At 63.3% G+C, this 25964-nt stretch carries 10 protein-coding genes and 1 pseudogene; 5 read left to right on the forward strand and 6 right to left on the reverse strand.

The features are described from left to right. Positions 1–77 precede the first annotated feature (77 nt). Positions 78–2123 carry a S9 family peptidase gene (locus ACFCW2_RS08520; RefSeq protein WP_379545664.1) on the reverse strand — a complete coding sequence of 682 codons (2046 nt, stop codon included), beginning with the start codon at positions 2121–2123 and terminating at the stop codon, positions 78–80. A gap of 102 nt (positions 2124–2225) precedes the next feature. On the opposite strand from ACFCW2_RS08520, the gene ACFCW2_RS08525 reads away from it, so the two are divergent. The 4 genes from ACFCW2_RS08525 to ACFCW2_RS08540 all read left to right on the forward strand — a co-directional run bounded on the left by ACFCW2_RS08525 (position 2226) and on the right by ACFCW2_RS08540 (position 7113). Next, complete coding sequence (locus ACFCW2_RS08525) at positions 2226–3524, forward strand: metal-dependent hydrolase family protein (RefSeq protein ID WP_379545666.1); 1299 nt, start codon at positions 2226–2228, stop codon at positions 3522–3524. Then, on the forward strand, positions 3524–4453 hold the full coding sequence (locus ACFCW2_RS08530; RefSeq protein ID WP_379545667.1) for an MBL fold metallo-hydrolase: 930 nt from the start codon (positions 3524–3526) through the stop codon (positions 4451–4453). Before ACFCW2_RS08525 ends, ACFCW2_RS08530 begins: the two co-directional genes overlap by 1 nt. Positions 4454–4594: 141 nt before the next feature. Continuing rightward, a complete protein-coding gene (locus ACFCW2_RS08535) occupies positions 4595–6433 on the forward strand; it encodes a DUF885 domain-containing protein (protein ID WP_379545668.1) in 1839 nt (612 codons plus the stop codon). Positions 6434–6615: 182 nt separating this feature from the next. Further along, positions 6616–7113, forward strand: a complete 498-nt coding sequence (locus tag ACFCW2_RS08540; protein ID WP_379545669.1) for an EF-hand domain-containing protein — start codon at positions 6616–6618, stop codon at positions 7111–7113. 77 nt (positions 7114–7190) lie between these two features. Here the strand turns inward: ACFCW2_RS08540 and ACFCW2_RS08545 are convergent, their stop codons facing one another. Then, complete coding sequence (locus ACFCW2_RS08545; protein ID WP_379545670.1) at positions 7191–10772, reverse strand: hypothetical protein; 3582 nt, start codon at positions 10770–10772, stop codon at positions 7191–7193. A gap of 112 nt (positions 10773–10884) precedes the next feature. Here ACFCW2_RS08545 and ACFCW2_RS08550 point away from each other — a divergent pair, with 112 nt between their 5' ends. Further along, entirely contained in the window at positions 10885–11304 is a 420-nt protein-coding gene (locus ACFCW2_RS08550) for a hypothetical protein (RefSeq protein ID WP_379545671.1), read from the forward strand. Positions 11305–11391: 87 nt separating this feature from the next. On the opposite strand, the gene ACFCW2_RS08555 is transcribed toward ACFCW2_RS08550, so the two are convergent. The 4 genes and pseudogenes from ACFCW2_RS08555 to ACFCW2_RS08570 form a co-directional block, all read right to left on the reverse strand. Continuing rightward, the gene (locus ACFCW2_RS08555) at positions 11392–16776 is read right to left on the reverse strand and encodes a beta strand repeat-containing protein (RefSeq protein ID WP_379545672.1); all 5385 of its coding nucleotides are present in this window, start codon (positions 16774–16776) and stop codon (positions 11392–11394) included. 219 nt (positions 16777–16995) lie between these two features. Further along, on the reverse strand, positions 16996–21264 hold the full coding sequence (locus ACFCW2_RS08560) for a beta strand repeat-containing protein (RefSeq protein WP_379545673.1): 4269 nt from the start codon (positions 21262–21264) through the stop codon (positions 16996–16998). A gap of 291 nt (positions 21265–21555) precedes the next feature. Next, complete coding sequence (locus ACFCW2_RS08565; RefSeq protein ID WP_379548950.1) at positions 21556–24501, reverse strand: hypothetical protein; 2946 nt, start codon at positions 24499–24501, stop codon at positions 21556–21558. A gap of 114 nt (positions 24502–24615) precedes the next feature. Beyond that, positions 24616–25791, reverse strand: a pseudogene (locus ACFCW2_RS08570) (hypothetical protein); the annotation flags it as partial. Positions 25792–25964 lie beyond the last annotated feature (173 nt).

Raw genomic sequence — 25964 nt, forward strand, 5'->3', positions numbered from 1 at the left:
GCACAGCAGGATGCCTTTAACTGGCATTGCGAACCGGCATGGTCGGCGCTTTCCCCATGATGAGCGCTATGTGCGGCCTATTCGTCGTCACCGCCGAGTTCGAGGATGGGGCGCGTATCCGGCATTGCCGCGTCGCGGTCACCGGTTTTCAGATAGGTTTCGAACCAGCGCAGCATGCGCTTGTTGTAATCATAGCGGCTGGCAGCCTTGCGGTTGCCGTGCCCTTCACCCGGATACAGGACCATGCGCAGCGGCGTGTCGGGATTGCGGATCTTGACGAAGCGATAGAGCTCGTAACTCTGGCCCGGATCGACGCGCGTGTCCTCCAGCCCGTGCATGATCAGCAGCGGGGTCTTGGCCCGGTCGGTGTAGTAGATGGGGCTGACTTCCAGCATTTTCTGCCAGTCGTCCCACGGCCAGGCGCGGCTGTGGACGTTGTACATTTCGAACGGGATGTCGCCCGTGCCGAACTTGCTGGTCTGGTTGGAAATACCGACGAACATCACGGCGGCGGCATATTCGTCGGAATAATGCGTCGCGCCCCATGCGCTGGCATAGCCACCATAGGATCCGCCGGTAATGCCGGTGCGATCGGGATCGGTGATCCCTTCGGCGACGAGATGCTTCTTGGCATCGACAATGTCGCGGAATTCAGGGTCGGTATAGCGGCCCTGATGCTGCTTGGCGAAATCGACGCCGTAGCCGGTCGAGCCGCGATAGTTGGGGTGGAAGACGGCATAGCCTTCGCCCGCAGCCATCTGGCCGGGCATCGAATAGGCAGTCAGCCAGCCATTGGAATAATGCGCTTCCGGCCCGCCATGGACCATCATGATGGTCGGGGCGCCGCCAGCCGGTGCACCGCCGACCGGCTCGATCAGGATGCCTTCGACTTCCTGTCCGTCGGTGGCCGTGTAAGTCACCGTGCGCTGCGTTCCCATGTCGATTTCGGACAGCCACGTATTGTGGTTGGTCCAGCGGGTGAAGGCGCCATTTGTGTATTCATACAGCTCGGTCGGATGGGCAGGGCTGTTGGCCCATACCATCACGCGGTCGCCGCCCGCCTGAATGCCTGTCAGGATCAGGTCGCCCGGATCGACCGTTTCGGCCACGCTGCCATCGGCATTGTAGATCCGCAGCATGGCATCCGCGCCGATATGGATGATCGAGGCAAGGCGTCCGTCCGACAGCCATTCCGCATCAACCGCCGCTTCGGCTGCGCCTGCGTTCAGAGCGCGATACTGGCCGGTCGATGTGTCGACCAGATGCAGAGTGGTGTCTGCCGGATCATGCATGTCGACACCCGCAATCATCGACAGCTGCGCGCCGTCGGGCGAAATTTCGACATCGCCCAGCTTGCCCGGCGTTTCGATGGTGGTGCGCACTGTGCCGGTGGCCAGATCGAAAATATGCGCGCGCTTACTGGTATAGCTGTCGTCGATCAGCGGAGTCGGCGCGCTGTCGATCACGGCTGTCTGGCCGTCCGGCGCTATGCGCACGGCGCTGACATAGCCGGGGACCGTAATCTCCACCGGGTCAGTGTCCACTTCGCGGCCCGCGGCTGCGCGGAACAGACGATTGAATTTGAACTCTTCCTCGTAAACGATGGCGGTGAAGCCTGCGTCCTTCTCGTCTTCGCGGACATCGTCCTCTTCCGCTCCGGTCAGCATGTAAATCGTGCCGCTGTCGGGCGACCACGCATAGCTGCGAACATCGGTGCCATCGACAGCCGCGAGCTTTCGCTGCGCCCCGCCATCGACCGGGATGCCCCAGACCGCGCGGTCTTCATCGTCCTTCGCCCAAACGAAGCTCACCATCCGGCCATCGGGAGAAAACGTCACGCCCGAGGGGCTGATGTCATCGGGCAGGAAGGACAAGGCGTTGTCCGGCCCGTAGGCCATCTTCAGTTCCTGCGTGAAGGAGCCGTCCTTTTCGCCTTCGGTCACGTCGGGCAGGCTGGACGTGGTGTAGGCGACGCGGCTTCCATCGGGCGAAACGGCGACGGCACCAACGGCTTCCAGCTTGGCCACATCCTCCGCCGTCATTGGGCGGGCGAGGGCGGCGGCTGGGACCAGCAGGCTGGCGGTCAGCAAGGCGGTTCGCATGGTCTTGAAGGCGGTGTGCATCAGGGGAAATCCTCTCTCGATTTGTAATCTGCTGGCGTGCGCTATAGCGAACAGGAAAACGAGCGCAAACGCGGCTCGGTTCCATCAGGGGGAGAGGGCAGGATGAAGTTCGCAATTGGGGCATTCGTGAAAGGCACGGTAGGCGCAGTTGGCGCAGCGGGATTGCTGGCGGCAACGCCGGCTCTGGCCGACACGACGGTTATTCACGTCGGCTCCGTCCTGACCGATGCCGGCAGTGCGCCCACCGGTCCCGCCACGATTACCGTCACCGATGGGCGGATCGTCTCGATTGTCGATGGCTTTACCCCCACGCCCGAAGGCGCAGAGATGGTCCACCTGCCGGATCATACCGTGCTGCCCGGGCTGATCGACCTGCACACGCATCTGTCGGGCGATCCCAGTGGCGAGTTCTGGCGCGCGGCGACGACTCCGCCGGAATGGAATGTGCTGGTCGCGGCGAAGAATGCGCGGATCACGGCGCTGGCAGGCTTTACCACGGTGCGCGATCTGGGCTCGCGGACGGATCAGGTGACCCAGATGCTGCGGCGCGCCACAGCAGAGGGCATGGTCCCGGGTCCGCGTGTCGTTACCTCGGCGCGGACCATCGCGATTGTTGGCGGGCATGGCGACGTAAACGGTTTCCGTCGCGGTGTCGGCGAAGCGCTCGGCACGGACTTCACCTGCACCGGCGCAGTGGAATGTGCGGAAATGGTCCGAACGGCGTCAAAATACGGGGCCGACCTGATCAAGATTACCGCCACCGGCGGTGTGCTCAGCCAGCAGGGACGCGGGCTGGAAGCGCATTTCTCCGATGAAGAGATGAAGGCCATCGTCGATACGGCGAACACGCTTGGGCTGAAGGTCGCCGCCCATGCCCATGGGGCTCGCGGGATCGAGGCAGCGGCGCGGGCAGGGGTCCAGACGATCGAGCACGGCACCTTTATTGACGAGCAGGCCGCCCGCGTAATGCGCGAGAACGGCACCATTCTGGTACCCACACTGATGGCGTTTCAGGGGATCAAGAAGAACCTCGGCACCGGGTTCTACACGCCGGTGGTGGAGGAAAAAATCCGCGCGACCGTATCGGTTGCCGAGAGCATCGTGCAGCGCGCGCGCCAGTGGAATGTAAAAATGGCCTTTGGTACGGATGCAGGCGTGTTCCCGCATGGGGAGAATGCGGGCGAATTCACGCAGATGATGCTCGGCGGAATGAATGCGCGCGAGGCTTTGGCCAGCGCAACGACCGTCGCTGCCGAGGTGATCGGGCTGGAGAATGAAATCGGCCGTCTGGCTCCGGGCTATTCGGCGGATATCGTCGCGGTGAAGGGCAATCCGCTGGCCGATATCACCGTGCTGGAAGAGGTCGACTGGACCATGGTGCGCGGGCGCGTGATCGAGTGATGCTCGCCGCTCTAGCGCTGGCGCTTTCGTCCGCTGCGGCCTCGCCGGAGGAGACCGCGCCGGTCTGTCGGCGGGAACTGGTGGTGCTGGGCGCAGGGCAAGACGCCGGTGCTCCGCAAATTGGCAATACCGATGATGCAGGGCCGCGCTTGCTGCCGACCTCGCTAGCGGTCATCGACCGCGCATATGGGACCCGGTACCTGTTCGAGGCCACGCCTGCGATCACCGAGCAATTGGCTATGCTGGACGCCATCGAGCCTGCTGTGAAGGGTCTGGGTCTCGACGGGATATTCCTGACCCATGCGCATATCGGTCACTATCTCGGCCTTGCCTATCTGGGGCAGGAGGCTGCGGGGGCGAAGGGGGTTCCGGTATTTGCGTTGCCGCGCATGACCGAATTTCTCACCGGGAACGGTCCTTGGGGCCAGCTCATTGCGCTGGGAAACATCGCCCTCCAGCCGATGGAGGCGGACACATTCGCCGTGCTGAGCGATGATTTCGGCGTGCTTCCATTTCTTGTGCCGCACCGCGACGAATATTCAGAGACCGCGGGTTTCCTGCTGATGACGCCGGACAAGCGTGCTATATTCGTACCCGATCTCGACAGCTGGGAGGAATGGGAAGCGGCTTCGGGCCAGACTCTCGCCGGGTTGATCGGCGGCGTGGATTACGCCTTTATCGATGCCACTTTCTTCGATGATGGTGAATTGCCGGGCCGTGACATGAGCGCGATTCCGCATCCGCGCGTGAAGGCCGTGATGAAGCGGCTGGGCGCATTACCCGCAGAAGAGCGCGCCAAGGTTCACTTCATCCATTACAATCACACCAATCCGATCCGCGACCCCGCATCGCCCCAATCGCAGGCCGTGCTCGCAGGCGGTTTCAACATCGCCCGGCGCGGCGACCGGCATTGCCTTTCTGCCGAATAAGTCCCGCGCGGCATGGCACTTTGTCGGGCAGGGCAGGCACTTAGTAGATGGCCACTCGCCTTTGCGGCCCCCCTCGCTAGCGATTGCAATATGTGTTGATGTGTCTTATTCGCATAATACAGTAATCCAAAGGGGACCCCAATGAAACTGATCCGTACTGCCCTTCTGGCGACCGCCGCTCTGGCGCTGCCGGCCACTCCCGCACTGGCCGACGGCCACGGTAACCACGCAGCCGACGCCATGGGCGGCGAAGCCCATTCCGAAGCGCCTATGACCGAGGGCCAGAAGCTGAAAGCTTTGTTCGCGGAATCCGACGAGCGTTCGCTTGCTCTCAATCCGATCAGCGGACTGTTTCGAGGCGATATGCGCCGGGCGGATCGGCTGGGCGATTTCCTGACCGACAGTTTCTTCCTTGCAGCGCGCACCGACACGCAGCTGAACATGGCGCTGCTCGCGCAGATCGACCGCAGCAAGCTGAGCGAGACCGACCAGCTCGCTTACGACGTGTTCAAATACAATCAGGAGCAGTCGCTCAAAGGTAGTACCGATGAAATCCGCGCGCTGACCGAAGTGCGGCCGGTGAACCATTTCAGCGGCTTCCACACATTTTACCCTACCTTCGCCAGCGGCCAGAGCGCTGCCCCGTTCAAGACAGTGACCGATTACGAAAACAACCTGTCGCGTCACAAAGACTACATCGCCATCGGCGACCGCGCGATCGAGAAATTTCGTGACGGCATGGAGTCCGGCGTTCTTGAAACCAGCCTGACCATCGACCGGGTGATCAAGCAACTCGACACCCAGTTGGCGATCCCGCTGGAGGAATCGCAATATTGGGCTCCGGTGAAGAACATGCCGGAAGACTTCTCCGACGAAGACAAGGCGCGCCTGACCGCCGAGTACCAGACCGCGACGCAGGCGATTTACGACAGCACCACGCGGATGCGCGATTTCCTGCGCGATGAATATCTGCCCGTGGCTCGCACCACCGTCGGCCTGAGCGAGATGAAAGGTGGCGATACGCTGTATGCCCAGCTCATCGAGAGCACCACAACGCTGCCGCTGACGGCCGACTATCTGCACGAGCTGGGCCTGTCCGAAGTCGCCCGGGTGATGGCCGGTTTCCAGGAAATCCAGGAAGAGGTTGGCTTCGAAGGGACCACGCAGGAATTCTTCGACTATGTCCGCACCGATCCGCAGTTCAAGCCGGAAAGCCGCGAGGCTCTGACCCAGAGCTATTATGACATCGGCGAGATCGTCGACGAGAAGATCGGCGACTATTTCAGCCTGCTGCCCAAGACCGAACTGGTCATCAAGCCGTATGATCCGGCCATCGAGCAATTCAGCGCGGGCGGTTCCTACCAGTCCGGCGCGCCCGATGGTTCGCGCCCCGGCACGTTCTACTTCAACGCCTATGACCTGCCCAGCCGCCTGACGACGGGCAATGTCACGCTCTATCTGCATGAAGGCGCACCGGGCCATCACTTCCAGATCAGCCTTGCGCAGGAAAACGAGGCGCTGCCGGCCTTCATGCGCTTTGGCGGAAACACCGCCTATGTCGAGGGTTGGGCGCTGTATTCGGAAACGCTGGGCTACGACATGGGTCTGTTTGACGATCCGTGGGCGCGGTATGGCACGCTGCAGGACGAGCAGCTGCGCGCGATGCGTCTGGTGGTTGATACCGGCCTGCATTCAAAGGGCTGGAGCCGCGAGCAGGCGATCGACTTCATGCTGGAAAATTCCGGTATGACCCGCACTGAAGTGGTCGCCGAAGTCGAGCGCTATATCGCGATCCCGTCGCAGGCGCTTGCGTACAAAGTTGGTGCGCTGAAGATACAGGAACTGCGCGCCGAAGCGGAAACCGCGCTGGGCGATGATTTCGACATCAAGGAATTCCACGCACAGGTTCTGGGCACCGGCGCGCTGCCGCTGCCTGTGCTGGAAGCCAAGATCGATCGCTGGGTAGCCAGCCAGATGTAACCAGCGAGAAGCGAAACGCAGCAAGTGGGGGCGGGGCCGCGAGGTTTCCCGCCCCTTTTGCGTGGCGCTGCCTTGGATGGCCCGTTCTGACACGCGACTGTCGCTCATTCTGCGGACAGCTTGGCCGTGCTAGGCGAGTGGTCTATGCTTTGCGCAGAATTTCTACAGGGACCAGAATCGTGATGAAAACCACCCTTGGCATTGCCGCAATCAGTGCAGCCACGCTCGCCGCTACCGCCATGTCCAGCACTGCCGTATCCGCGCAGGAGACCGGCGATGGCAGCCTAAGCCGTGCGCAGTTTATTGCCCAGATGGATGCCCAGTTCACCCAGCTGGATGCCGATCAGAACGGGATTATCACCGACGCGGAAATCGGGCAGCGCCGGGTGCAATTGCAACAGGCCGCTGCGCTTCGACTGAACCAACAGATTTTCCAGCAGCTGGACACCGATGGCAATGGCGCCCTCTCGCCCCAGGAATTCGCCGCTCTTTCCAACCCTAATGCGGTGGGCGCTGTTCCGGTGCCGAGTGTTCAGGAATTCGACCGTGATGGTGACGGCGCCATTACATTGGTAGAATACCGGATCCGCACGCAGGGCAATTTCGATGCGCTGGATCAGGACCGCGACGGCATCATGTCGGCGGCCGAGATGCAGGCGGCGGGCCTGCCGGCAAGCTAAGCGCAATCATTCGACCAAAAGAAAAGGGGCGGCCCGCGAAGGCCGTCCCTTTTTTGTTGCCGGCAAGAGGCGTGCGGTCAGAACCCGAAGGTTGCTGCGACACGGCCGCCGACGGCGTCGTCACCCGTGTTGCCGCCAACGCTGGCGGACAGATACACGCTGTCGGTAATCCGCCCGGTGATCGATCCGGCAAACGCCTGCTCACCCTTGTAGGTGGAGCCTGCAACCGTCATCGAAATCGCCTTGCCCGGCACAATTTGCGCGCCGCCCATGGCCATCGCGGCAGCAATTCCGCCGGTCATGCTCTCGTCCAGCTCGTCCAGCTGGAAGCGAAGGTTGGAAAGCCCGGTTTCCAGCGTCCCGACCCGGCCCGACAGTCCATCGAATTGCGCATCGGTAACCGCAGCGATGTGATCGATCGATGTCTGGACGGAGCGAACGGCACTGGCTGTTGCCACCGCCTGACGGCCCAGCGTGCCATTGGCGTCCACTGTCACCGCATCCACCGGCCCGACCTGCGCCGCCGTGCTGGCGTCGATGCCGGCAACCACCACCGAGGTGGCGCTGCCGCCCAGAACCAGCTGGTTGGCCGCCGTGGTCGCAGCGCCCGCGCCTAACGCTGTCGAGCCGCTATGCGTTGCCGATGCGCCATTGCCCAGCGCAGTGCTGCTGCCCGCGCTGGCAACGCTGTCCGAACCGACCGCCGTCGCCCGCGCAACCGCCGCGTTGGCCCGCGCGCCGTAGGCACTGGCCAGGTTGCCGTTTGCTTTCGCCTGCTGGCCACTGGCCGAAGCCAGATTGCCTGTCGCAGTTGCGCTGCGCCCGATCGCCTGCGAACCGCTGCCCGATGCAACCGACAGCGAGCCGATGGCAACCGAGTTCAGCCCCGTCGCCGTCGAACGCGCACCGATGGCGGTGGCAAGGTTTGCTCCGACAACAGACGAGTTACCGATGGCGGTCGCCTGCTCGAAATTGGCTGCGACGCCGTTCCCGATGGCGGTTGCGCCCAATTGGGTGGCGGAGCTTCCTGAACCGATGGCGGTTGCCGCAACGCCCGTGGCCTGTGCGCTGCGGCCCAGTGCCATGGCGCCGGTATTGGTTGCCGCCGAGTCTGCACCCAGAGCCACCGCGCCATTGGTTGTGGCGACTGCTCCGGTGCCGTTATCGTCGAAGTCACCACCGATAGCGACAGCGGCCAGCCCACTGGCATTCGCAAACGAACCGGCAGCCGTTGCGTGATCGCCGGAAGCATCTGCGAGGCGACCAAAGGCTGCTGAAAGGGCACCGGTAGCCTGCGCGCTGTTACCAACGGCAACTGCACGCTCACCTGTGGCATCCGCGCTCGAGCCGATGGCTGTGGAGACATCCCCCGAAGCAACGCTGGCAACGCCCATAGCTACGCTAAAAATGGCATCGGCCGCAGAGAAGTCACCGACTGCGACAGCGCTTTGTCCGGCAGCAGAGGAATTCGTGCCAACCGCAGTTGCGAATTCGCCTGCCGATGCTCGGTTGCCGATCACGGTCGCCTGAGTGCCCGACAGCCTTCCGAAATCGGCGTTTCCGGCGCCAACGCCGACGACCGTAGCGAAGTTATTCTGTGCGGCGGCGACAGACCCTATGGCCACCGATTCAATACCTATCGCATTAGCACTGTCACCTGCAGCAAAACTGCTTTGACCCGCAGCGCTGGCCGCGCGTCCCAGGGCTGTCGCACTGACGCCAGTTGCAGCTGCACTGTTGCCAATGGCGATGGCGAAAGTCTGTGTCGCAGTCGAAGATGCACCGACAGCGAAGGAATCGTTGCCTGAGGCGTTGGCGCCGGTGCCAGGTGTTCCCAGTCCTTCGACACCGCCGATAGCAATCGAGCGCAAACCGGAGGCTTCCACACGGTTGCCGAAGGCCACAGCGCCGACCCCGCTTGTCACTGCTGCATCGCCGATGGCTGCCGAAAATGCACCCGATGCCATCGCACCTTCGCCAACGGCAATCGCGTCTTCCGCGCTCGCATTCGCACCGCGTCCGATGGCGAGCGCGTCGTCGCCTGTCGCTTGCGAAATCGTACCGATGGCGGTGGCCCCTTTCGCTGTGGCATTGCTCATCCAGCCGATGGCCATTGCGCCCGACGGCCCTATAGCCTGCGCTTCGGGGCCGATCGCAATGCCGTTCGCTTCTTCCGCGTCGGTGAAGCGGCCCAGAGCTACACCGCCCGAACCGGCCGCCCGCGCCTCGCTACCGATGGCAACCGAGTCGAAGGCGGCCGCATCGGCCAGTTCGCCAACTGCTACAGCGCCTTCGCCGGCTGCAGTCGAATTGTTACCGATGGCGGTAGCGGCGAGGCCGCTGGCATTGGCAGTTTCGCCGATGGCTACGGTGCGGGCACTCACGGCGGTAGTGTTCAGGCCGATGGCTACAGCAAAGCTGGAATTGCTGACCGAGCCTGCACCAATCGCAATCGCAGCGCCGCTTGTCGCGGCGGCATTCTCGCCAATCGCGATGGAATCAAAGCCTGCTGCATTGGCACCAACACCTTGCGCAACGGCACTGGCACCCCCGGCCGATGCGGCCTCACCGATAGCGATAGCGTCCAGCCCCAACGCGGTTGGCAGGGCGCCGTCGGAATTCACCACGAGATAGGGCGAGCCGCTGCCTCCGCCGCCTCCGACACCGGCAATCGCGGCGTTGAGCTGCGCGACATTGACCGCGTCCGTTCCGTTGACGCCTTGTGCAACATTGGTGATCCGGCGCTCGGCGCCCGAAGAGCCCACCGAGATGACATTCGCCTCGTTGGTGTACGACCCGAAGCCGAGCGCGACCGAGCCTGCGCCATTCTGGTCCACATAGGCGCGCGGCCCGATAGCGAGGGCGTCATTGGCAAAGGCTTTGGTTTCCTGGCCAATCGCGATGGATTCGGTGTTGCCGGCCTCTGCGTCGGTGCCGATGGCAATCGCCTGCGTGGCTGCGCTCGCCCCGATTGCATCCATGTCGTCTCCGTCCGCACCAATCGCAATGCCCTGCAAGGCGGCCGCGCTGCGCGAACCGACGGCCACACTCGCTGCAATCCCCACGGCATCGAAACCGATCGCGACGGCCTCTGCGCCCGCAGAGCTGCTTGCGCCGACTGCTGTCGCAAAAAAGTCGCCGCTGGAAAATTGGTCGCCGGCCTGAGAATCATATCCCACCGCGGTCGAGTTGCCGAGCGCAGCTGCGTCGCCCCCGACCGCAACGCCAAAGGCTTCGTTTGCGTTTGCGAATGTACCAAGCGCCACCGCACGGTTGCCGTTTGCTGCGGCGAAGGTGCCGATGGCGATCTGTCCGATATTGGTCCCGCCGCCGATGTCATCGAAGGTCGAAGAGCTGTAGCCAATGGCAATCGAATTGACGGCATCCGCGTTGGCAAAAGCGCCGACCGCCGTTGCCTGGTCCTGAATGGCATTGGCATTGTTGCCCAGCGCTGTGGCGGTATTGCCACTGGCATCGGAGTTGACCCCGCATTCAAGGCCATCGTCGGCCGTGCCAATCGTGCCGTCCGGTCCGGCATCGACGTTGCAGGGCGCGGTTGCATCGGCGCTTGCAGGTGTGGCGGCAAAAGCCAGTGCGCTGGCAGCAGCAGTCGTGGTGGCGAGCAGAAGCGCTCTCCGCGAACGGAAATTCGGCGTCATGTGAAAAAGGCCCTCTTACGTGTACAGGGCCCCCTCGGCCCCGATCCCGTTTCTGTCGATAATATGCAGGAATTGGTTGGACAAGTGCCTCTTACCATTGAGGAGTTTAGCTATGTCGTCCCCACAAGAACTGCCCGCATGGATTGCTCTATTTCTCGGACTCTATTCTTTGGCCGCCGCCGTGGGCGAGCTGCGCGTTCCGGGTAGCTGGATGGCCATGGTCGAGGATCTGGAGGCCAGCCCCGGCACCCGGTTTCTGACCGGGATCGTATGCGTCATCCTGGGTGCGACTCTTTACCTGGTCGGCGGCTGGGATGCAGCGATCAAGCGGGGCGACTGGCTGGCCGCGGGAATTGCGCTGCTTGGCGGGATTGCTGCGGCAGAAGGGCTGTTCATTCTGGCGGCGGGGGACCGGTTTCTGGCGCTGTCACGCAAGATGATGGCGCGGCATACCAGCCTGTGGGCAGGGCTGTCGGCATTGGCGGGCGGCGCGCTTGTTTTTCTCGCCCTGTCGCGCTTGCAATTCGTGTGAAACAGCTGGCCCGGCTCCAATAGAAAATCGGCCGGAAGCGCATGGTGCGCCCCCGGCCGATCCCAGAGCCTGTCTGTTGATCGAGGCTTAGAACTCGCCCGCAAAACCGACGGTGATGCCGGTGTTGCTGTCGCCAGCATGGCTGACGCTTGCGGTCAGCGCGAACGGCGTGTCGATGTTCAGGCGATGCGTCAGACCGATGCTGAAGGCATATTCGCCCCGGAACGTCGCACCCTTGCCGGCATAGCTGGTCTTGCCCGGAGCCGAAGGCATCGGCGCATCGGCCTGCGCCATGGCTGCGGCAATGCCCGACTGCGCTTCGTCCGTCAGTTCATCCAGCCGGAAGTTCACATTGGCAAGGCCCGCTTCCAGCCCGCCAACGCGGCCCGACAAGGCACTGAACTGCGCGTCGGTTACGGCGGCAATGCTGTTGAGGGAGCTTTGCACCGAGTTCAGCTGGCTCATGCTGGCCGCTGCCTGACGGCCGAGCGTGCCGGTGGCATCCACGGTCACGACATCGACCGGACCGACCTGCTGGGCGGTACTGGCATCGATATCGGCCACCACGACGGAGGAGTTCGCTCCGCCGAGAACCACTTGGTTGGAGCGGGTGGTGGTGGCATTGTGACCGATGGCCGTCGACTGGGTGAACGCGGCCGTGGCACCGTTACCGATTGCCGTGCTGCGCGGGCCGCCGGCATTGGCCTGGTGGCCGACAGCGGTGGTGTCGGCATTGGTGGCCCGCGATCCGCGGCCGATGGCCGTGGACCGGTTGGCCGAGGCCAGCGCGCCGGTACCGATGGCGGCAGAGCCGCCGCCGCCTGCATTGGCACCGTTGCCCAGAGCCGTGGCGTTGTTGCCGCTGGCCGAGGAAACCCGGCCAAAGGCCGAGGCGCCGTCAGCGGTTGCCTGTGCACCGAAGCCGACGGCGGAGGATTCCACACCGGTCGCATCGGTCGACATACCAAGCGAGGTGCTGCCGACGCCGCTGGCAAGCGAGTCATGCCCGTAAGCGGAGGCCTGCGCGGCGGTTGCCCGGCTGAAGTCCCCGACGGCGACCGCTTCGATGCCCGAACCTTGTGCACCGTCGCCCAAGGCGATGGCTCCAGACTGATCCGCCAAGGCAGCGTCACCAATAGCGATTGCCTGTCCGCCGGTTGCATCGGCCGAATCGCCGATGGCAATCGCGGATGCGGACGATGCAACTGAGTTCTCACCGATGGCGATAGCGTCGGCCTGGTTTGCCAAGGCATTGTCGCCGATTGCAACCGTACCGCTAGGGCCGGATGCTTCCGCACCTTCACCCAGTGCAACACTGCCAACTCCCGACGCAACGCTCGATTTACCGATAGCGATGGTATCGATATTGCTGGCATTGGCCAGCCGTCCGAAGGCGATAGCATCGATTGCGCCCGCATCGGAACCTCCGCCAATCGCGATGGAGTCGGTGAAATTGGCATCGGCGAACACGCCCAGCGCAATCCCGCGCACTCCATCGGCCTGAGAATTTGAGCCAATGGCAACCGCATCCTGACCAGCGGCAATTGAATCGACACCGACGGCAATTGCGTAGGCCCCGGTAGCCTGAGCGCCCAACGAATTGTCCGTGCCCTCATTATCGAAGGCATCCCCGCCGATGGCGATAGCGCCAACAGCCGTCGCATCGCTGTTGCGGCCAACGGCTATCGCCTCAGCAGCCGTCGCATCTGCGTTGTAGCCAACCCCGATTGCTGCCTCGGCATTGGTGGTTGCAAAGGCCCCGACCGCGGTAGAGTTCAGCCCATCTGCATCGGCAGCATAGCCGAGCCCTGTGGCGTAGCTTGCGGTAGCATCGGACAGCCGCCCAAGGGCGGTTCCGCCGAGAGCTGTTGCTTCCGCACTGGTGCCGATGGCTGTCGCAAGAGTTGCCGAACCGGTGGTCGAGTTGATTCCGCATTCCAGCGTGCTGGTTCCACCAGAGCCTGTCACACACCCGGAACCAGCCCCTTGCGGAGCGTTGGCCAGTTGCGGGGCGGCCAGTGTGGCAGAAGATGCGAAATCGCCCGTGCCGGAAAGGCTGCTGCTGGCCACTGTAGCCAGACGCCCGTTCTGGTCGATTGTCAGCACGAAGGTGCCTGCGCTCGGCGCGGCAAGACCGGCCAGATTGTAAGTCGCGCTGGCATTACCGATGGAGACATTGTCTGCCCCGGTGCTGATCGTGCCAAAGCCGATGGCGAGGCTGCGGGCGAAGTTTGCCTGTGCTCCGTCACCGATGGCGGTGGTGCTGGTTTGCCCCGCAACCGCCGCGTTACCGATAGCCGTCGCGCGGTTACCGGTTGCTGCCGCCTGGTGACCAACCGACGTCGTATCGGCATTGCTGGCGACCGCAGCACGGCCCACTGCAGTGGAGCGGTTAGCGCTGGCATTGGCCGCCAGACCGAAGGAGGAAGCGCCCCCGCCGGTTGCTTGCGCCCCGCTGCCAACTGCCGTGGAGTTCGCGCCCGAAGCGGACGAGTTCCGCCCGAAGGCCGAGGCTCTGAGAGCAGATGCAGCGGCCTGGAAGCCGACCGCGGTGGCTTCTTCGCCCCCTGCGCCGACATTGGCGAGATAGCCGAAGGCCGAGCTGCTGACACCATCCGCGACAGACTGCGAACCGACGGCCGAAGCATTGTCCGCCGTAGCTGAGGCGATCCGGCCAACCGCCAGCGAGTTGAACGCCACCGAGTTGGCATCCGTCCCGATCCCGATAGCGTTGGAACCGGATGCGAGCACGCTGGTGCCCAATGCGAGAGAATTGGCTCCCGAAGCGGCTGTAGAGTCATCCCCGATTGCGACTGCCGAGGTGGCTGAGGCTTGGGAATTGTTGCCGATGGAGATGGAATCGGTCCCGTCCGCATTGGCGCTAAAGCCGAGGCTGATGGCCCGAAGACCGGTCGTGGTGGCCGATACACCCATAGCAATGCTGTTTTGAGCGTTAGCCAGCGCGTTTCCGCCAATTGCCGTACTGAAACTCAAGGGGGCATTTGCCCCATCACCGATTGCAATAGCGCCGAAGTCACCGGCGTTTGTCCCGTCACCCAGAGCCAGTGCCGTTTCGGCAGAGGCCACTGCATCCGGCCCCAGAGCGACGGCCCTGTCACCGGTTGCCTGAGCCCCCAGTGTATCCCCATCGCCTGCATCGCCCCCAATGGCGATGGCGTCCGCACCGATAGCGTCAGTGAAGACCCCGATGGCGATGCTGTCTTCACCGCTGGCGTCGGACTCGGCACCGAGGGAAGTGGCGCGTGTGCCGGTCGCGTCCGCGTCCTGGCCCAACGATGTCGAATTCACCTGAGTCGCATTCGCAAAGTTACCGACCGAGGTTGCTCCGGTATTCGAACCTGTGGCGGACCGCCCGATTGCCACCGCATCGGATCCTGACGCGCTGGAAAAGCTGCCAAGAGCCATGCTGCGGACGCCGCTTGCGAAGGAACCCTGGCCCAGCGCTGTCGCTTCATTGGCTGTGGCATCGGCAAACGCTCCGACCGTGGTTGTATCAATTGCGGAGGCAACCGCGCTGCGCCCGATGGCTACTGTGTCGTCAGCTGTGGCCTGTGCCGAGAGTCCGACGGCAACCGCGTCACCCGTGGTGGCGATGCTGCTCGCGCCGATGGCGACCGAACCATTGAACGACGCCAGCGCATCAGCGCCCAGCGCGATGGCTTGGATGGCGCTGGCCTGAGCGCCGAGAGCATCGGCGTCCCCGCCGTCGCCACCAATGGCGATGGAGTCTATCGCGGTGGCATCGGTCTGAACGCCTATCGCGATGCTGTCTTCGCCGCCGGCATCGGATTCGCTGCCAATGGCCGTGGCTCGCAGAGCCGTGGCATCGGCATCCTGGCCCAGACTGGTGGCATCGATTCCAGTTGCGTTGGCGAAGGTACCGACCGATGTAGCGCGGTCAGCTGTTGCAGTCGACAACCGGCCAACGCTGACTGAATCGTTGCCGGTTGCGTTCGCGCTTTCCCCGAAGGCAGAAGAACTCGATCCTGAAGCGGTAGAACTCGTCCCGACCACTGTCGAGCGATCGCCTGAGGCGAAGGTGCCTTCACCAACGGCAACACCGTTCGATCCGCTGGCCACAGCATCGGACCCGATAGCCGTGGCGAATGTCCCGGTCGCTTGAGCACCTAGCGCATCGCCATCATTGCTGTCGCCGCCAAAAGCAACGCTGCCGCTGCCGTCGGCAAGGGCCGCGTCACCCACTGCAACATTGCCAATGGCATTGGCTACCGCGTCGGCCCCGATAGCAACAGCGCCGGTGGCGCTTGCCTGCGCGCCCAGAACATCTGCATCCGCTCCATCACTGCCTATCGCAATAGCGCGGAGCCCGCCCGCATCGGTATCGCGGCCAAGAGCGATAGCGCCGACACCAAAGGCATCCGAGCCTTCGCCGATGGCAACGGCATCGGCTGCCGTGGCGTCTGCATCACGGCCCAGCGCTGTTGCGTTGTCGGCTGTGGCATTCGCGGCCTGCCCCACTGCTGTCGCCTGCACGCCGGTAGCCGTGGACGAGGTGCCGATCGCAGTCGTCGAGGCCAGTGTCGCCTGTGCACTTACCCCGAAAGCGGCGGCACTCGACGCATTGGCATCGCTAAAAGCACCAACCGCAGTAGAGGAAGCACCACTGGCGAGGGCCCGCGTGCCAAGCGCGACCGTGTTGGCGCTCGAGGAGACGGCATCGGCACCGATAGCAGTGGCCGACGTGGTGGTAGCCTGCGCGCCCAATGCGTCAGCATCCGTAGAATCGCCGCCAATTGCGACTGAACCGGTCCCCGTCGCAAGGGTCTGCGCACCTATGGAAATCGAGTTCAAGCCGTTGGCATTGGCATCTGCACCGACGGCAACTGCGCTCGCTGCGCCCACATCGGCACTCTGGCCCAAGGCAACGGAGTCTGCGAAATCGGCTCTCGCGGAGTCGCCCAGCGCGACGGATTCAGCGCCAGAAGCCAACGAGGTTGCACCGACTGCCGTCGAGTTATCACCGGTTGCATCTGCGCTGTAGCCGACCGCGACGGCATCGAATGCGGAAGCGACTGTGGAGGTGCCAAGTGCAGTACTGAAGCTTCCACTTGCGTTAGAGTTTACGCCGCATTCGAGTGAAGAACCGCCAGTGCCTGTGTTACACGGCGCGGTGGCATCCTGCGGCTGATCGATGGGGCGTTCCAGTTCGTTGTCTTCTGCATCCGCAGAACCGCCCGGCAGCCGCCGGGTTGCTACCTGATCGGGAGCTACGAGCGCCAACTGGCCTGATGGGATCGATCCGGTGATATCGGCAACAGCACCGCCCGCTTCCGGATTTTCGTCGCAAGGTTTGAGACCCGCATCACCGGCCGCGCCCGATTCGGCACCGGGTGCAAGGCACTCTGCATCATCCGCAGCGGCTGCGGGATGGGCACTGATGGCTAGTGCAATAGCGGCGCTCGCGGCACCGATAAGCAGTTGATTACGCATGTTTTATTCCTCTCGATTGGCCATGATTCATGGTTCCCCGAGAGGGGCGTGTGCGACCGTGGTTGTGTTCTTACGACTCCCCTCGGCGTGGGCATTTCCTGCGCCTGCCGCAGAAGGGAGTCAAAGATTTTCCGTTGTAAGAATCCGACATATGTCAATTAAAATGTTAGAAACCTTATGAATATTTCTTTTATTTGAAGCGGATCGGCCACAGCTGAGTCAGAAGCCGAAAGCGACTCCGACCCGCCCGCCAGTGGTATCGCGCACCGTCGATCCGGCGAGTCCGCCCGAAATGTAGATCCGCTCGGCGACTCGCGCTGTCAAAGTTCCGGAAAAACCCTGCTCGCCCTGATAGGTAGAGGCGTTGAGGCTGACCGAGAGATTGCTGTCCGGTACGATCATCGTGCCGCCAAACGCCATCGCCGCCGCGATCCCGCCGCTGGTGCTGTCGGACAGTTCATCGAGCCGAAAATTGACATTCGAGAGGCCCGTCTCCAGCGCGCCGACCCGGCCCGTCAGCGCATCGAACTGCGCGTCCGTCACTGCCGCGATATGATCGACCGAAGCGGACACCGAGTTGAGCTGGCTCATGCTCGCAACCGCCTGCCGCCCCAACGTGCCGGTGGCGTCGATAGTGACCACATCCACCGGCCCGACCTGTTGCGCCGTGCTGGCATCAATATCGGCGACAACGACGGAGGAACCCGCGCCGCCAAGAGTGACCTGATTGGAGCGAGTGCTCGTCGCGCCTGCACCGATTGCTGTCGCGTCGGTGAAGTTGGCCGTCGCTCCGTTCCCGACCGCAGTGGAGCGAATGCCGCCTGCGCGGGCTTGCTGACCGACAGCGGTTGCATCGGCCCTCAGGGCGCGCGATCCGCGCCCTACAGCAGTTGACCGATTTGACGTAGCGAAGGCACTGTTACCGATGGCCGTCGCCCCGCCGCCACCACTGCTCGCGCCATTGCCCAGTGCCGTGGAGTTCGCACCGCCCGCATTGGCTGAACGGCCAAAGGCAGAGGCACCTTCGGATGTGGCGATGGAACCAATGCCGACTGCACTCGATTCCTCGCCCGTGGCCTGGGTGTTGGCTCCGAGAGCAGTGCTGCCAGCACCGCTCGCAACGCTGAGGTATCCGACACCTGTGCTATCGACGCCTTGCCCCCTTGCAAAGCTGCCGATGGCTATTGCGCGGGTCGCCGCTGCGAAAGAGTTATTTCCAAGCGAGATTGCCTGCGAGGCGTCGGCATTTGAGAACGCGCCCAGCGCCGTGGCCCTTTCTCCGCCAACATTAGCAGATCGGCCTATGGCAATTGCGCTTTCAAAATCACTCAGGGCTGCGTGGCCGATCGATATTGCGCTGGCAGCGGTGGCATCCGCCGCAGAGCCTATCGCAAGCGATCTAATCTCGGTTGCATCGGCGGAACTGCCTATCGCTATTGCGCTGAAGCCGGTTGCTTGAGCAGCATTCACAGCGAAAGCATCGCCGCCTAGAGCAATCGATTGCTCCCCGGACGCAAGCGCATTGGCCCCGATAGCTGTCGCATTCGCTGAAGACGCATTTGCCGAATAACCGAATGCAGCACTGGCCGTTCCTGTCGCTCTGGCATTTGGGCCTACTGCGGCTGAATCGAGGGCCGTGCCGATTTCCGAATCGACACCGCATTCCAAGGTTCTTGCACCTCCGATACAGGGGGCAGTTGCGCCTTGCGGAGCATTGACGAAACCAGTTTGCGAAGCGCTGGAGACACCGCCAACGCCCGACAGGCTCGAACTGGCCACCGTTGCCAACCGCCCATTCTGGTCGATGGTCAGCACGAAGGTCCCGGTGGTCGGCGCGGCAAGTCCTGCGAGATTATAGGTCGCAGCGCTGTTGCCGATGCTGACATTGTCCGCCCCGGTGCTAGCGGCGCCAAACCCGATGGCGAGGCTGCGAGCAAAGTTCGCTGCCGCCCCGTCACCGATGGCCGTCGTGCTGGTTTGAGCGGCGAGGGCCGCATTGCCGATGGCGGTGGAGCGCACACCGCTGGCGGTCGCCTGATGGCCCACCGCTACCGTATCGGCATTAGAGCCGAGGGCAGCACGGCCCACAACGGTTGCACGGTTCGCTGTCGCGCGCGCTGCCAGCCCGAACGCAGAGGCTCCGCCGCCGCTAGCCTGCGCTCCGCTGCCGACAGCCGCTGCGTTCGCGCCAAGTGCGCGCGCATTGCGTCCGAAAGCGGAGGCATTGAGCGCGTTGGCCTGGGCAAGATATCCCACGGCAGTCGCTTCCTCTCCCGCAGCACTTGTCGTAGATTCTGCGCCGAGAGCAGTAGAGCGTTCTCCCTGCGCAGACGCCAGCAAACCGTACGCGCTTGCGCTTTCGGCCCCGGCATTGGAGCTGACGCCGATCGCAAGGCTGTTGAGGCCAAGACTGCGGGCGCTTCGTCCGATTGCGACAGAGGCCTGACCGCTTGCCGTTGCAACGCCGTCACCAAGAGCAATCGAAGCTAGACCGGTTGCCTGAGCGGAATTGCCGATGGCCACGCTGCCCGTACCAAGCGCATCACTCGAATTGCCGAGCGCAACAGATTGAACTGCTGAGGCGACGGAGTCCGCCCCGAGTGCGATTGCTTCTGCGCCCACTGCCGTGCTTTCCGAACCGATTGAAATGGACTGCTCACCGATCGCACGGGAGCCCAAACCGTCATCCGTCGCTCCGTCATCGCCAATCGCAATCGCGCCCGGTCCGGCGGCTGATGCAAAGTCGCCGATTGCGATACCGCCCTTGTTGAAGGTTCGGCTGTTGAAGCCCAGCGCGACCGAATAGGTGCCATTCGCATTGGCGACCGGACCGAAGGCGCTGGCCCGTTCAGCCGCAGAGGAGTTGAAACCGAAGGCCATACCCAGCGTCTGCGATACGGCAGCACCCGGCCCCATGGCGATGGATTGCTGGCCGGAGGCGACGGCATCGGGGCCGACTGCGATGGCATTGAGTCCGGTCGCTTGTGCGCCCAGACTGTCCGCGTCGAAGCTGTCTCCGCCAATCGCGATTGTTCCCGAACTCGCCGTTCCGCTGTCTTGTCCGATCGCGATGGAATCTGTGCCCTGTGCGTCGGCGGAGACGCCGATTGCCACAGAATCGAGATTGGCCGCGGCAAAAGCGCCCACCACGGCAGAATCGGCAAAGCCGGTCGCTCCTCTTCCGACCACGGATGCGCGGGCAGCGGCGGCGGCGTTGCTGCCTATGGCCGTCGCTTCCTCTCCATCGGCGACGGCCAAGGCCCCGAAGGCAGAGCCGCGCGCGTTTAACGCCGATGCACCCCCGCCGACGGCCGTGGCCTGATCGTCTTGAGTGTACGCATCGGCGCCGATTGCCACAGAATCGATCCCGAATGCATTGGCCCCGAGGGCACCGGCATCGCCGCTATCGCCGCCAATCGCGATGGCACCGGAAGAAGACGCCTTTGAAGTAGCTCCGAGGGCTAGGGATGTGGTGCCCAGCGCTTCCGCATTGGCTCCCAAAGCGGTCGCCTGAGCGTTTGTGGCGCGGGCAAAACTGCCCGCAGCTACGGCCTGGACCGCCTGCGCATCGGCAAAGCTGCCAAGGCTGGTTGCATTCATGCCGGAGGACAATGCTCCCGCCCCGATGGCGATGGCGTTATCGGCGCTGGCATCGCTCGATGCACCGATTGCAATGGAACGCGCGGCTTGTGCCCTGGCACCTGGACTGGCTCCCAAGAGCCGGTCGCCCCCGATAGCGATCGAGGCATCGCCGGTTGCGGCAGATGTCGCACCTACAGCGATGGCACTGCTTCTGGTGGCAAGAGCGCTGTCGCCAAGCGCAGTCGAACGCGCGCCCGTGGCCGAACTGTCATCCCCGAGCGCAGAGCCGTTCACAAGGGCTTTTGCGCTTTCGCCGACTGCAGTACCGCCGTCGCCGGTCACCGTTGCGCCTCTGCCGATGGCAGTCGCATCGCGATTGGCCCCAGTGCTTGCCCCGCTGCCGACAGCGGTTGCGTTCTGGTCAGACGCGATTGCGCCGGTGCCCAATGCTGTGGAATCGCGCCCGCTGGCAGACGCGCCGTTGCCGAGTGCTGTGGCCGATAGACCTGAAGCATCGGCGCTGATGCCGATAGCCGTAGAGCTAGCATCACCCGTGGAAGAGCCCGAGCCGCATTCCAGACCGAAGGATTCCTCGCAGGCCGCAATCGCGCCCATCGGCTGATCGAGCAGGCTCTCCTCCCGCCGGGTGACCATCGCCTGCACAGCGCCGGCCGGAGCTGCGCCGCCATAGGTGGAAAGCAGAAGCGGCCTCTGCGCATCCGATATTTGATCGATGCCGAGTGCTTTTGTTGCGCAATCGACGGCCCGGTCTTCATCAGTCAGCGCCAGCATCGTCGCCTCGGCACTTTGCGGGGCGGGGCATTGCTCCTGCGCATGGGCAGGCCCGGCATTGCAGGCAATGGCGACGGCAGCGCTGGCCGCGCCGAGAAGCAGTTGATTACGCATTGATATTCCTTCCGGGTGAAATTCACGTCCGGAAGAGGCGCTTGCGACCCGGGTTTATACTTGAACGCTTCCCCCGGTTGCCGCCGACAGTGACCCGAAAGCAGGGCGCTGTCAAAGCGGACAATTGGAACGGATTAGTCGCATCAGCTGCCGATGAGCGAGGGTTGTCTGCGGAAGAGTGCGGGCCTTCGCGTGCGCCGGGGTTCTCTACAGGCGAGGGGGCAGGGGTACGTACACGGCAGGGGCATGAAACGCGCACGCTCCATGCCCCTGCTTCCTGCCAGTTTCAGGTCAGAAGCCGAAGGCCACGCCCACGCGGGTGGTGGTGGATTTCCTTGCCGTCGATCCACCAATGCCGCCCGAGAGGTAGACGCCGTCGCCGACGCGTGCCGTGATGCCTCCCGCGAAGCCTTGCTCGCCGCGGTAGTTGGCGGCGTTGAGGGAGATACTGACGGTCTTGTCAGGCACCACCATCATGCCGCCCATCGCCACAGCAGAGGCAATGCCGCCGCGCGTGCTTTCATCCAGATCGCCGAGCTGGAAGTTGAGGTTGGCAACATCGGTTTCGAGGCCCCCGACGCGGCCAGTCAGCGCATTGAACTGCGCATCGGTCACGGCAGAGATATGATCGACTGCCAAGGTGACGGAATTGAGCTGACTCATGCTGGCAACCGCCTGCCGCCCCAGCGTGCCGGTGGCATCCACGGTTACAACATCGACCGGCCCGACCTGCTGTGCCGTGCTGGCATCGATGTCGGCGACCACGACCGAGGAATTGGTCCCGCCCAGGACAACTTGGTTTGACCGAGTGGTCGCTGCCTGGTGGCCAATTGCTGTGGAATTGGTGAAGGCGGCGGTTGCGCCATTTCCGATGGCGGTGCTGCGCGGGGCAGAGGCGTTGGCCTGATGCCCGACTGCGGTGGTGTCGGCGTTCAATGCACGCGATCCGCGTCCGATGGCCGTGGACCGGTTGGCCGAAGCTAGAGCACCGGTACCAATGGCAGCGGATCCGCCGCCCGCAGCACTGGCACCGTTACCCAATGCAGTGGAGTTCAGCCCGCTTGCATTGGCAACCCGGCCAAAGGCAGAGGCTCCGTCGGCTGTGGCCTGCGAACCGAAACCGACCGCGCTCGATTCAACCCCGGTGGCATCCGTATCGACGCCCAGCGCCGTACTGCCAATACCCAGCGCGCGGGAATTGTGCCCGAATGCTGATGCCTGATCGGCAATTGCACCGCTGTCGTCGCCGACGGCGGTGCTTTCAATGCCAATCGCAAATGAAGCGCCGCCTACTGCGGTCGACCTTCTGCCGAGAGCTTCCGACCCATCACCGATGGCGAGCGTCTCTTCCCCAGTCGCTCTCACCCCGTCTCCGATGGCGATTGCACCGGCTTCTGTGGCTTGCGCACCTTCACCGATGGCGATTGCATCGAAGCTTGTCGCGCCCGCTTGAAAGCCAATCGCGATCGAGCTCGAGCCTGACGCCGTTGCCAAATCACCCATTGCGATAGCATTGCCGGCATTGGAGGTACTGCTTCTCCCGATTGCGATGCTGGAAGAAGTGCCGGTCGCCTGTGCTCCATCACCGATCGCAATCGCGCCGACATTGGCCGCATTGGCAGCATCGCCAACGGCAATCGCGCCGGTCCCACCCGCAGCGGCATTGTTGCCGATAGCGGTCGCATCCTCTGCACTCGCAGCGGAAAAGGACCCGATCGCAATGCTGGTGGTGCCCGTTGCGTCGCTCTCCCGGCCAACAGCAATACCGTCAATCGCCGATGCAAACGCGCTTTCTCCCAGCACCGTTGCCCCGGCGCCCGTGGCTATTGCATTGTAACCAATGGCGGTTGCTTCGGCACCATTGGCCCGTGCGAAGCGGCCGAAAGCCGACGTCTGGTCCGCAGTGGCTTCGCTTTGGGTGCCGACTGCTGTTGAGGCGTTGGCTGTGCCAGTGGTCGAATTAGCGCCACATTCGAGCGAAGTGCTCTGCGGTCCGCTAACGCAGCCAGCACCCACGCCTTGCGGGGCGCTTGCAAACTGGCGAGCGTCCAGGCTGCCACTGCCAGACAGGCTTGAACTAGCCACCGTCGCCAGCCGCCCGTTCTGGTCAATAGTCAGCACAAAAGTACCCGCCGTCGGCGCGGCGAGGCCTGCGAGATTATACGTCGCAGCGCTGTTGCCTATACTGACATTGTCCGCCCCGGTGCTGACCGTGCCGAACCCGATGGCGAGGCTGCGGGCGAAATTTGCCTGCGCTCCGTCACCGATGGCGGTGGTGCTGGTCTGCGCGGCGAGGGCCGCATTGCCGATGGCGGTGGCGCGGTTGCCGCTAGCCGTTGCTGCATGTCCGACAGCCACAGTATCGGCATTGCTGGCGGTGGAAGCTCGGCCGACCGTTGTGGCGCGATTGGCCGTCGCCCGCGCGGCCAGACCGAACGCAGAGGCCCCGCCGCCGGTTGCCTGCGCGCCGCTGCCGACGGCGGTGGTGTTCGCTCCGGTGGCCAGCGAATTACGACCAAAGGCGGAGGCTCTGAGAGCAGTCGCGCTGGATTGGAAACCAACGGCTGTGGCTTCTACGCCAGCCGCACCGACATTGGCCAAATGCCCGAAGACAGAACTGCTGGTCCCAGCCGCCACCGTATCCACGCCCACGGCCAGTGCGTTTTCAGCCGTGGCTTCGGCGCCTTCGACGCCCGTGTCCGCGCCATCACCACCGATAGCAATCGCGCCCGCGCCGGTGGCTTGAGTGGCCGTACCCAATGCGATGGAGTTGCCGCCATTGGCGGTGGTTTTGATGCCGCCAGCCTGACTGCCGATAGCGATATTGCCATCGGTCGTCCCCACGGCGTTGTACGTTGTAGCGTGCGCGCCGAAGGCAATCGCGCCAGTGCCGAAGGCGCGGGTCTGAGCTCCTATGGCCGTGCTCAAGTTCCCGTCGGCGATGCTGTCCAACCCGGTGGCGATGCCCGAAGTACCGGATGCTCTGCTTGCACGCCCGGCCGCCACGCTGTCGGCCCCGTTAGCCAGACTGGAGGTTCCGATTGCAATTGCTTCTGCCGCGCTGGCGGTGCTTCCTGAGCCGATGGCCACCGTGTTGAGTGCCGATGCCGAGGCGTTTCTGCCAAAGGCTGCTGCCCCATCCGCGCCGGTGCTGCTGTTGAGGCCTACTGCAATGGAATCGAGCCCGCCGAGGCTCGTGTCAGTCCCGATGGCGATGCCATTGGCGAAGTTGTTCACAACGTCTCTGCCGATCGAGATTCCGCTATGACCCGTCGCAGATGCAACTGAACCTACGGCGACTGCACCGAAGCCGGATGCGGCTGAATCGAAACCCACCGCAACAGCTGTTTCAGCCAGTGCTGACGCTTGTACTCCCAAGGCGGTAGACAAACGGACGCTCGCAACGGAATTGACCCCTAGTGCAGTTGCAGCTTCCGCGTTGGCCTGAGACGCTTGCCCGATGGATACCGAGAAATTGCCGTTCGCGTCGGCCAATCTCCCGATCGCAATGGTACCTTGGGCACTGGCATTCGCACCATCTCCAACAGATAATGATTGGGTTGCGCTCGCAACGGCGCTTGTCCCTACCGCAATTCCGCCTTGACCGGAGGCATTCGCATTAGCTCCAACGGATACTGATAGAACACCACTCGCAGCGGCGTCTGCCCCTAGCGCTACGGCACCGTTATTGGTGGCATCCGCACCATCTCCAACAGATACTGATAGAATACCACTTGCAACGGTGTTTGCCCCTAGCGCTACGGCACCTTCATTGGTGGCATTAGCGCTTGCGCCCACCGCAACTGCAGCTGGATTGTTAGCGAGACTGCTGGCCCCCACCGCTATTGATGAAGGCCCGTTGGCACGAGAAAAAGTTCCGATCGCTGTCGCACCATCACCTGCCGCCCCTGCGGACTTACCCAGCGATGCTGTGTTCAATCCAGATGCGAAAGCATCGACGCCGATGGCAGTTCCCGCGATGCCAGTGGCAGAAGCAGACCTGCCAAGCGCTGTTGATTCCAACGCACTTGCCACGCTGCCTTGACCGATCGCGGTGGATTCTATGCCGGTGGCCGCCGCACTGTTTCCTAATGCTGTGGCAAATTCCGCAGTGGCTTGGGATAACGCACCAATCGCAGTGGCATCCGTTTCTGAATTGGTCGCGGACCCGGCCCCGCATTCAAGGGCGTTGTTACCCGCCCCGCCATCCACACATGCGGAAGACGCTCCTTGAGGTTCGTCATAGACGTCACCCGGCACCAATGCGTCACCCGGGCGCTGAACCGGACTGTCCGGCGCTGTCAGTGTGCCTGAAGCGCTCACGAGCGAGCCGGAAATATTTGGGTGTCCTTCGTCTGCAGCCGAAGCTTCATCGCAAGGTTCGAGCGTCAATTCGCTTGCCCCGCCAGACGTGTCGCCCGGCGCCAGACATTCGGCATCTTCAGCCGCAGAAGCAGGCTGAGCGCTTAGCGCGAGTGCAATCGCGGCGCTGGCCGCACCGATAAGCAGTTGAGTACGCATATTCATTTTCCTCCCGATGGGTTCCGATCCCAGGGAGAGACGTCTGCGACCCGGGGAAATCCTTAACGGCTCTCTCCAGATGGCGCGACGATTGGCCGCGTGTTGCGGCTATGTCAAAGTGAATTCAGGGTTTTGTTACAATTATACTAAACTAGTGCGCGTTCCTTAAGGGACCGGAG

The sequence above is a fragment of the Qipengyuania algicola genome, assembly GCF_042492175.1.
GTDB lineage: Bacteria > Pseudomonadota > Alphaproteobacteria > Sphingomonadales > Sphingomonadaceae > CAJXSN01.

Excerpts from the sequence above, each read along its gene's own strand:
- ACFCW2_RS08520 (WP_379545664.1), bottom strand. The coding sequence starts at position 2,123 with ATGCACACCGCCTTCAAGACCATGCGAACCGCCTTGCTGACCGCCAGC.
- ACFCW2_RS08525 (WP_379545666.1), top strand. The coding sequence starts at position 2,226 with ATGAAGTTCGCAATTGGGGCATTCGTGAAAGGCACGGTAGGCGCAGTT.
- ACFCW2_RS08530 (WP_379545667.1), top strand. The coding sequence starts at position 3,524 with ATGCTCGCCGCTCTAGCGCTGGCGCTTTCGTCCGCTGCGGCCTCGCCG.
- ACFCW2_RS08535 (WP_379545668.1), top strand. The coding sequence starts at position 4,595 with ATGAAACTGATCCGTACTGCCCTTCTGGCGACCGCCGCTCTGGCGCTG.
- ACFCW2_RS08540 (WP_379545669.1), top strand. The coding sequence starts at position 6,616 with ATGAAAACCACCCTTGGCATTGCCGCAATCAGTGCAGCCACGCTCGCC.
- ACFCW2_RS08545 (WP_379545670.1), bottom strand. The coding sequence starts at position 10,772 with ATGACGCCGAATTTCCGTTCGCGGAGAGCGCTTCTGCTCGCCACCACG.
- ACFCW2_RS08550 (WP_379545671.1), top strand. The coding sequence starts at position 10,885 with ATGTCGTCCCCACAAGAACTGCCCGCATGGATTGCTCTATTTCTCGGA.
- ACFCW2_RS08555 (WP_379545672.1), bottom strand. The coding sequence starts at position 16,776 with ATGCGTAATCAACTGCTTATCGGTGCCGCGAGCGCCGCTATTGCACTA.
- ACFCW2_RS08560 (WP_379545673.1), bottom strand. The coding sequence starts at position 21,264 with ATGCGTAATCAACTGCTTCTCGGCGCGGCCAGCGCTGCCGTCGCCATT.